The 7167-nt window shown below is 56.8% G+C and carries 9 protein-coding genes and 1 pseudogene; 8 read left to right on the plus strand and 2 right to left on the minus strand.

Translation table 11 applies throughout. From position 1 onward, the window contains the following. Positions 1 to 256 (minus strand): annotated as a pseudogene (locus tag M7F93_RS10585) (hypothetical protein); the annotation flags it as partial. A 204-nt stretch (positions 257 to 460) separates the two neighbouring features. Further along, on the minus strand, positions 461 to 673 hold the full coding sequence (locus M7F93_RS10590; RefSeq protein ID WP_298173126.1) for a hypothetical protein: 213 nt from the start codon (positions 671 to 673) through the stop codon (positions 461 to 463). 75 nt (positions 674 to 748) lie between these two features. Here M7F93_RS10590 and M7F93_RS10595 point away from each other — a divergent pair, with 75 nt between their 5' ends. The 8 genes from M7F93_RS10595 to M7F93_RS10630 all read left to right on the plus strand — a co-directional run. Continuing rightward, the gene (locus M7F93_RS10595) at positions 749 to 2371 is read left to right on the plus strand and encodes an ATP-dependent DNA helicase (protein WP_298173129.1); all 1623 of its coding nucleotides are present in this window, start codon (positions 749 to 751) and stop codon (positions 2369 to 2371) included. 125 nt (positions 2372 to 2496) lie between these two features. Then, complete coding sequence (locus M7F93_RS10600; protein ID WP_298173132.1) at positions 2497 to 2898, plus strand: MbcA/ParS/Xre antitoxin family protein; 402 nt, start codon at positions 2497 to 2499, stop codon at positions 2896 to 2898. Beyond that, positions 2899 to 3639 carry an RES family NAD+ phosphorylase gene (locus M7F93_RS10605; protein WP_298173135.1) on the plus strand — a complete coding sequence of 247 codons (741 nt, stop codon included), beginning with the start codon at positions 2899 to 2901 and terminating at the stop codon, positions 3637 to 3639. A gap of 103 nt (positions 3640 to 3742) precedes the next feature. Next, a complete protein-coding gene (locus M7F93_RS10610; protein ID WP_298173150.1) occupies positions 3743 to 3994 on the plus strand; it encodes a LexA family protein in 252 nt (83 codons plus the stop codon). Further along, positions 3885 to 4220 carry a LexA family protein gene (locus M7F93_RS10615; RefSeq protein ID WP_298173138.1) on the plus strand — a complete coding sequence of 112 codons (336 nt, stop codon included), beginning with the start codon at positions 3885 to 3887 and terminating at the stop codon, positions 4218 to 4220. The genes M7F93_RS10610 and M7F93_RS10615 overlap by 110 nt, the downstream gene beginning before the upstream one ends. 70 nt (positions 4221 to 4290) lie before the next feature. Beyond that, complete coding sequence (locus M7F93_RS10620; protein WP_298173141.1) at positions 4291 to 4776, plus strand: hypothetical protein; 486 nt, start codon at positions 4291 to 4293, stop codon at positions 4774 to 4776. A gap of 314 nt (positions 4777 to 5090) precedes the next feature. Next, the gene (locus M7F93_RS11990; RefSeq protein WP_366144769.1) at positions 5091 to 5384 is read left to right on the plus strand and encodes a DNA gyrase C-terminal beta-propeller domain-containing protein; all 294 of its coding nucleotides are present in this window, start codon (positions 5091 to 5093) and stop codon (positions 5382 to 5384) included. 897 nt (positions 5385 to 6281) lie between these two features. After that, positions 6282 to 7167: type I restriction endonuclease (locus M7F93_RS10630; RefSeq protein ID WP_298173147.1), on the plus strand; the 886-nt coding region annotated here is incomplete at its 3' end.

Genomic DNA, 7167 nt, shown 5'->3' on the forward strand with positions numbered 1-7167 from the left:
GCGCTGAAACCCCTATGAATGCTGGGGCGGCATTACGAAATTGACGATTTTTGCCGATGAACTGTCGAACTCGGGTGCGCCGCTTGTTCTCATACTCCAGCCAGAATGCCGTGATCAGCCGTCGTCTGCTGTCGCGGTACTTTTTCATCACGATCAGGTAGTCCAAGGCTTGCAGCCACACATAGGTGTGGATGCCGCCGTCGCCTTCCGCGTAGTCCCAATGCAGCACGGCTGGGTCGTCAAGGTGATCAAGCATGGCGCGCGCCCAGGGCAGACGCTCGGTGCGGCGAAAATCCGGCAGGCGGTTTCCGGAGCGCGGCAGTCTTCAGAGGCGTCCTTGAGAGGAAGTGTCTGCCCTGGGCGAGCAGGGATATATCAAGGGAACAGTTACCAGGCCATTCCAAAGCTAAATTTTCGTTTAACCCGTGCAGCCGTGCTACTGTTTACTCATCGACATCACTTACACGACGACAAACACAAGGAGCACAAAATGCAGACCCATAAAAACCACAAACCATGCCAGATCATTTCCTTCGCGGAAGCCAAGCGAGAACGGGACGACCCGAAGGAAACCGAAAGCCTCGTTGATTTCGAGATCACTGAGGAAAACCAGGAGGCTGAACTCCGGCTCCTGCAGACCATCTTCCCCGGAGAGTTCGAGGCCATGGTTCATTAGTCCAAAACGGGGCGGGGAGCCGCCGCCTCAACCACCGGACTGTGACCCAATGCAAATGGAGGATGGTTGGGCATGACCAATCTTGGCGGCACCATTTCCGGCCGGGCATATGCGCCGGTTGAGGACGGCGTTGTTCGCTATTCGGCCGATCTGCCCGAAGAGTCCACCGCGGATCAACGCGCGGCATTCGCGGAGCTGGTCCGATTCATCCAGGGAAGAGGGGAGAGTCCGCAATCCTGCGTGTTGTCCGGTTATGCCGGCACCGGGAAGACCTGGCTCCTCGTGCAATTTATCCTGGCTGCGACCCATCAACGGGTGGCAGTATGCGCACCGACCCACAAAGCCGTTTCAGTGATTACCGCCAAGCTGGCCGAAGCGACAAACACAACACAATCCGGATCCGGATCCAGAAAAATATGGAGCGGAACCCTGCATGCTCTGCTCGGCCTGCGGCTGCGCGAAGATCGCGACGGCGGGATGCAACTGGACCTGGACCGGCAGGGCAAGGGGACTTACTTCGAGGATTACGATCTGGTGGTGATCGACGAGGCCAGCATGGTCGGCGCCCAACTGTTATCCCATATCGCGCAATTCCAGCATTCCGGCCGACGTCCGCGCATTCTTTATGTGGGGGACCCCGGGCAGTTGCTACCAGTAGAGCCGGAAATAGCGGCGGATGACCTGGTGGGTCCCCTGTTCGCCCAGGCCGATGCACCGGAGAAACACCGCACACCGCCCGTATTCGAGACGGTCAAGGAACACCATGCCCTGGTCGAGATGGTCCGGCAGAAATCCATGGGAAAGCCCCATCCCATTGCCGTTTTCGCACAGGAGATCCGGCGGCACATCGAAGGTTCGGCGACCGGCGTGTTCACGCCATCCATGGCCAGTGCGTTCATTACCGCGCATGCGGACGAAATGGGCAGGCATGTGCTGACCTCGCCCGTCGACCGCATAGCGGCTGGCGCCGTGACGTTGCGCACCCGCTTCCCGAGCAAGGATGTCCGGGTGGTGGCCTGGCGCAATCAGGTGGTGGACTGCCACAACGCCTTCATTCACCGTGAACTGGCCCCGTTGTTCAAGGCGGAAAGCAACTTTCCGGAAGCCCCGTTCTGGCCCGGAGAGACGCTGGTGGCCAGAGAGGCGATGTACGGGTTCAAGCCGGCAGCCAGAGCGCATATGCGCGGGGCGAGGTTCTGGGAAGACGCGTTGTCACCGACCTTGGAGGAAAACCATCAGCAAAAAACCGAGCGATCCGATGACGTCATTCTCGTGCAGAACAACACGGAAATGACCGTCCGGGCCTGCGCGCCCATGGCGCACCCGTATGCGGACATCGCCAGTTGGTGGATCACCGCCGAAATGCCCGATCGGGAAGTGGTGGAGTTTTTCGTGGCGAATAACCAGTTCGAGCACCGCCGGATGCAGCAGGAGGCATGGAACGAATACCGTAATGCCCCGCGGCGGACAGCGGCCGGTTCACGGCGCGCGTGGGCGATGACCCGCGCCTGCGCCCCGGCCATGCACGGTTATGCCATGACGGCCCATAAATCCCAGGGCAGCACGTTTCATTACGCCATAGTGGACCTGAACGATCTGTACGGCATAATGAGAAAGTCCGATCCCGATGAGTACCACCGCGCGTTCTATGTGGCGGTGACACGGGCGTCGGAGCGCGTGTGGATCGGGATATGATCCGCTTGCAGGCCAGCGCAGATCCTTGCAATCCACCATTTGACCAGGTTGGTGCGGGCGAAAGAAAGCCAGTTGCAAATATAACATTAATTGTTATAATTGTTTCATGGCATAGGAGGCGCACCATGACTCAAGCAGCGGTCACGACAGACAAAGAAAGCAAAGTCCATGACCGGTCCGTCCTGGCAAAAATGCTGATGAAGGCTTTCGACCTTTGGAGGGTGGCCAGTGAAGATCAGCTTGCCTTGCTGGGTTTGGCAGCCGACAATCGCGCCGCCCTCAGTCGCTACCGCAAAGGCGAACCCCTGGGCGCAAACAGGGATCTGCTGGAGCGTGCTGGCCATTTACTCGCCATACATAAAAATCTGCGATTGCTTTTTCCGCATGACAGGGACCTGGCTTATCAATGGATGACTACGCGTAACCGCGCGTTTGATCATCGAACCCCCGTGGAAGTGATCCGCGAGTGGGGATTCACCGGATTGTTGATGGTGCGTGCCTATCTGGACCGGGCCAGGGGCGGGTGATTGGCGGAATCCTTCTTTGACGGTCTGACGCTGGCGGACACACACCAGACGCTGATTCGCAACATCATCAGTTTGCGGGTGTCTGAAAATCTGTTTGACGATCTTTCGGACTACCATGAAGACTGGCTCGTGGCACAACAGTACGAAAGATCTGCCAAGCCGCACAACTATATCTCCCAGACGCCTGTCCTTGACCGTCCATTCGAGGAAGCTGAGTGGTTCGCAGCCATCGGATTCCCGTTTAAAAACTGGACGGCAAGCCGGTACAGTGATGGTTCTTTTGGTATCTGGTATGGCGCAGATACGGTGGCAACGTCCGTTTACGAGACCGTATATCACTGGAAAGCCCGGCTGTTACGGGATGCTGGATTTGAGCAGATGGTGATTTCTGGAGACCGGGAAAGCATTACTGGAGATCGTTTGATATATGGAGTCCGTTGTGACGCCGCCTTGGTGGATCTGCGCCCACGGGTCGACGGGTACCCGGCGCTGGTTGATCCGGAGAGTTATCATTTTACGCAGCCAATGGGTGCGCGATTGAAGGCTGAGGGGCATCCCGGGTTGATCAGTCTTTCCGCACGCTGTGCCGGGGACGTGTATGCCGTGCTTAACCCAGATGTCTTATCCAACCCCAAAATTCAGTCTTATCTAACCTACCGTCTTACCAGACAAGGGGTGCTGGTGAGTAATGGGCATCGTGCTCCGCAAGGAGCAAGCGGGGCGTGGATGTGTGTCGCCTGATTGCCTATCAGCATGTCCCGCAGCATTCCGCCCATAGTCGCTTGTTGAGTAACCCGGATCATGGGAACCTATGTCTGCAGCATTCGGCCAGGGAGACAAAAAAGTGCCACTGAACCCAGAGACCATCGCAAAACTGGCGCGCGCAGGCCTTACCGTCATCCCGCCCGGCTCCGAAGCCAGCCCGAGTTACCGCCCCGTCTTCATCAGCAAGATCGCTGCGGGGTTTCCGTCGCCGGCCGATGATTATGTGGAGCGCCGACTGGATCTCAACCAGCACTGCGTTCACCACCCGGAAGCGACCTTCTTTCTTTCTGCGCGTCAGCGGACACTCCATGACCGGTGCCGGCATTCATGACAACGATATCTTGGTGGTCGACCGCAGCCTCAAGCCCGTACATGGGAAAATCGTCGTCGCCATTCTGGACGGGGAGTTCACCGTCAAAAGGCTTTCCAGAGAGGGTTACGCTGTCAGTCATCTGGCGCTCCTGCCCGAGAATGACGACTACCCACGTATCGAACTCCAAGAGGGGCAGGAACTCGAAATCTGGGGTGTGGCCACCTTTGTGATCCACGCCCTGTAGACCGCGTCAGAGTCATCGCTATAATTGTGAATCGGCAACTCGAACTTCCCGACAAGGAGGATTCAGCCTTATGATTGCTGGAATGATTCGCTATCGCGATGGCCGGATCGTCCTTCCGGATGCGGGCAAGCCGGAGAATCCGGTAGAGGCTGGTCTGGCCATAGCCGCCCTACACCGGTCGGCAGAATCGGATGTTGGAATTCTTTGGTTGGAACCTGCGGTTGTTTTGGCTTTCGTGCCGCGCGGCGCTGCGGATATTGCAGTTATGGATCGCACCGGCAAGGTCTTGCAGATGCATTCCTGGGTGGGGCCTCACGGATCGACAGAGGCTTCTGTGGGATGGCGGGCGCTGACAAAAGCGCCGATAGCGATTGTCGCAAGAGACGGGCTTTTGCGGGATGTGGTGAGCGTGGGGATGGTGCTGTTCTGGCAGGATCGGCCGATGCTGCCCTTGGATTCCCGGCTTGGTGAGGACGTGAGCGCCCTGAACAAGCGGGAAAATGTGGCGCCGGCTTATATGCCTGACGCAAATCCGGGAAACCAACGCACGTCATGACCATCGCCCTGATCGACGGCAACAATTTCTGTGTCTCTTGTGAGCGGGTCTGCCAGCCTGCCAATCAGCGCTTGTGTGTGATTGGTCAGTTTTCAGCAGGTAACAGCGTCAAGATTGTTCACCCAAGACCAGATCAATATTCTGGCAATCCTTACTCTCCTTCAGCGAGTTAGGGGGCCAATTTTCACGACATAGTGCGGTAAAATCCTGATGCTGACAGGGGACTAACGGATAACGCTGATTAACAGGCTTGCAGCAAGCAACAGCGGATACGGCTTCCTGGCGACTTTGGAGAGCTAACCGGGGGGGCAGGGATGGCTTTCATTGCGCTAGAGGGCAAGGAAAGGCCCTTGCCGTTGATCCAAGCGTCAGACCTGCAAGCCGAAGTCGCGTGCCTGTCCAGCGACGGGCGTGGGCTCATATTTCCCGTGCGTGAGATCAAGACCCTCCCGAAAGGAAAGGGCGTCAAACTGATTAGCCTGGACGACGGGTTCCAAGTCAAAATCATGGCTCTGGTGCAAAGGGGCCGCGTTCAAGGGATACCTGCAAACTGCATGGACGCCTGTCGTGGGCACAGGGCCGGTAAAGGACGTCCCTTGTTCGGGTAGGCTGTCTCAGAGTCTTGCAACGGAAGCAGCGTCTCACTGTGGCGCAGCTTCTATCCGTGCTTACTTCCGTGTTGACTTCCGTGTGGCTCGTCGCATGGACATTGGGGTTTATTGCTTGCCTTCTTTCGCCAAGACACTGCAACGATATTTTTCAATTTCCGCTTATGGCCGTGGCCTGATGTTAGTCTGTACCTATGGTGGCATGACATGGAGACGAAGAGCCGCAATGACTATCACACCCAGAGTCCCAAGCCGGTAGTGGGGAGAAAACACCGGCAGGTAGGTAATGGTAACTGACCTTCTCCTGGTCGAATGCCCTTGGACCTATCCGTGGAATCAAGGTTTCAGACTGTCCTTCGCTAGGACTTGAGAGAATCTTCCGCGTGATTACATTCGATTTAGTCTGCAAAATTGGGGGTTGGCGCTTCTTGCCTTCCCCCATTTTTGTTGCCGACACGCCGTTGTTGCACCCACTCCTGATTTTTTGTTCTACGCGTTTTTCATGTCTAACTGTATGCTTTACAAGCAAACGCCATGCAATACATGACGATTTTGCCGTGTTGCGTTGCCGCCGAGCGTCTACCCGGTAGACGATGCCCCACAGGATGCAGAAGGGCAGGGCGCGGTCTTGGCATTGGCTTACTCTTCGGTGGCGTCTTGGTGCAAAATCGTCTGCTAGGTAGACGCATCTGGCGATGCATGGGCCAGCCGCTGGGGCAGGTACCCCGATACCCCGTCGCCTGCTAGAATCCGAAGATGGATTGATGGAAGCGGTTTCCCGCTGAAGGACAGCCTGAATGTATGAATCGCTGAGAGTCTTTGCCAGATATCCCCAGGCTGCTGTACGAATGCCGATTCTCCGCCTGTTCTTTCCTTGCCCCACCTTTTCCATCTCCCATGACTGAACAAGACATCGAATCCGCGCTGATCCAGAAGCTGGGCGATCTCAAGTACACCTACCGCCAGGATATTCGTGATCGCGCTGCCCTGGAGCATAACTTCCGCCGGCATTTCGAGGCCCTGAACCAGGTCCAGCTGACGGATGCGGAGTTCCATCGCCTGCTGGATTCCATCGTGACCCCGGACGTGTATGCCGCCTCCCGGATGCTCAGGGAACGCAACAGCTTCGAGCGCGATGATGGGACACCGCTCTACTACACGCTGGTCAACATCAAGGACTGGTGCAAGAACACTTTTGAAGTCATCAACCATCTGCGAATCAATACCGACTACAGCCACCACCGTTACGACGTGATTCTCCTGCTCAATGGCGTGCCCGTGGTCCAGATCGAACTCAAGACTCTGGCCATCAGCCCGCGTCGGGCCATCCAGCAGATCGTCGAGTATAAGAACGATCCAGGCAACGGCTACGCCAAGACCCTGCTCTGTTTCCTGCAAATCTTCCTCGTCAGCAACCGCAGCGATACTTGGTACTTTGCCAATAACAACAGCCGCCACTTCGCGTTCAATGCCGATGAGCGGTTTCTGCCCCTCTACCAATTCGCCCGGGAAGACAACAGCAAGATCACCCATCTGGATGATTTTGCCGATGCCTTCCTGGCCAAATGCACCCTGGGAGAGATGATCAGCCGCTATATGGTATTGGTCGCCAGCGAACAGAAGCTCCTGATGATGCGCCCTTACCAGATCTATGCCGCCAAGGCCATCGTGGATTGTATTCACCAGCGCCGTGGCAATGGCTACATCTGGCACACCACGGGTAGCGGCAAAACGCTCACTTCCTTCAAGGCGGCGACCCTCCTCAAAGACAATCCGGATATCG

Origin of the sequence: Acidithiobacillus sp. (assembly GCF_027322205.1) — a bacterium.
Classification (GTDB): domain Bacteria; phylum Pseudomonadota; class Gammaproteobacteria; order Acidithiobacillales; family Acidithiobacillaceae; genus Acidithiobacillus.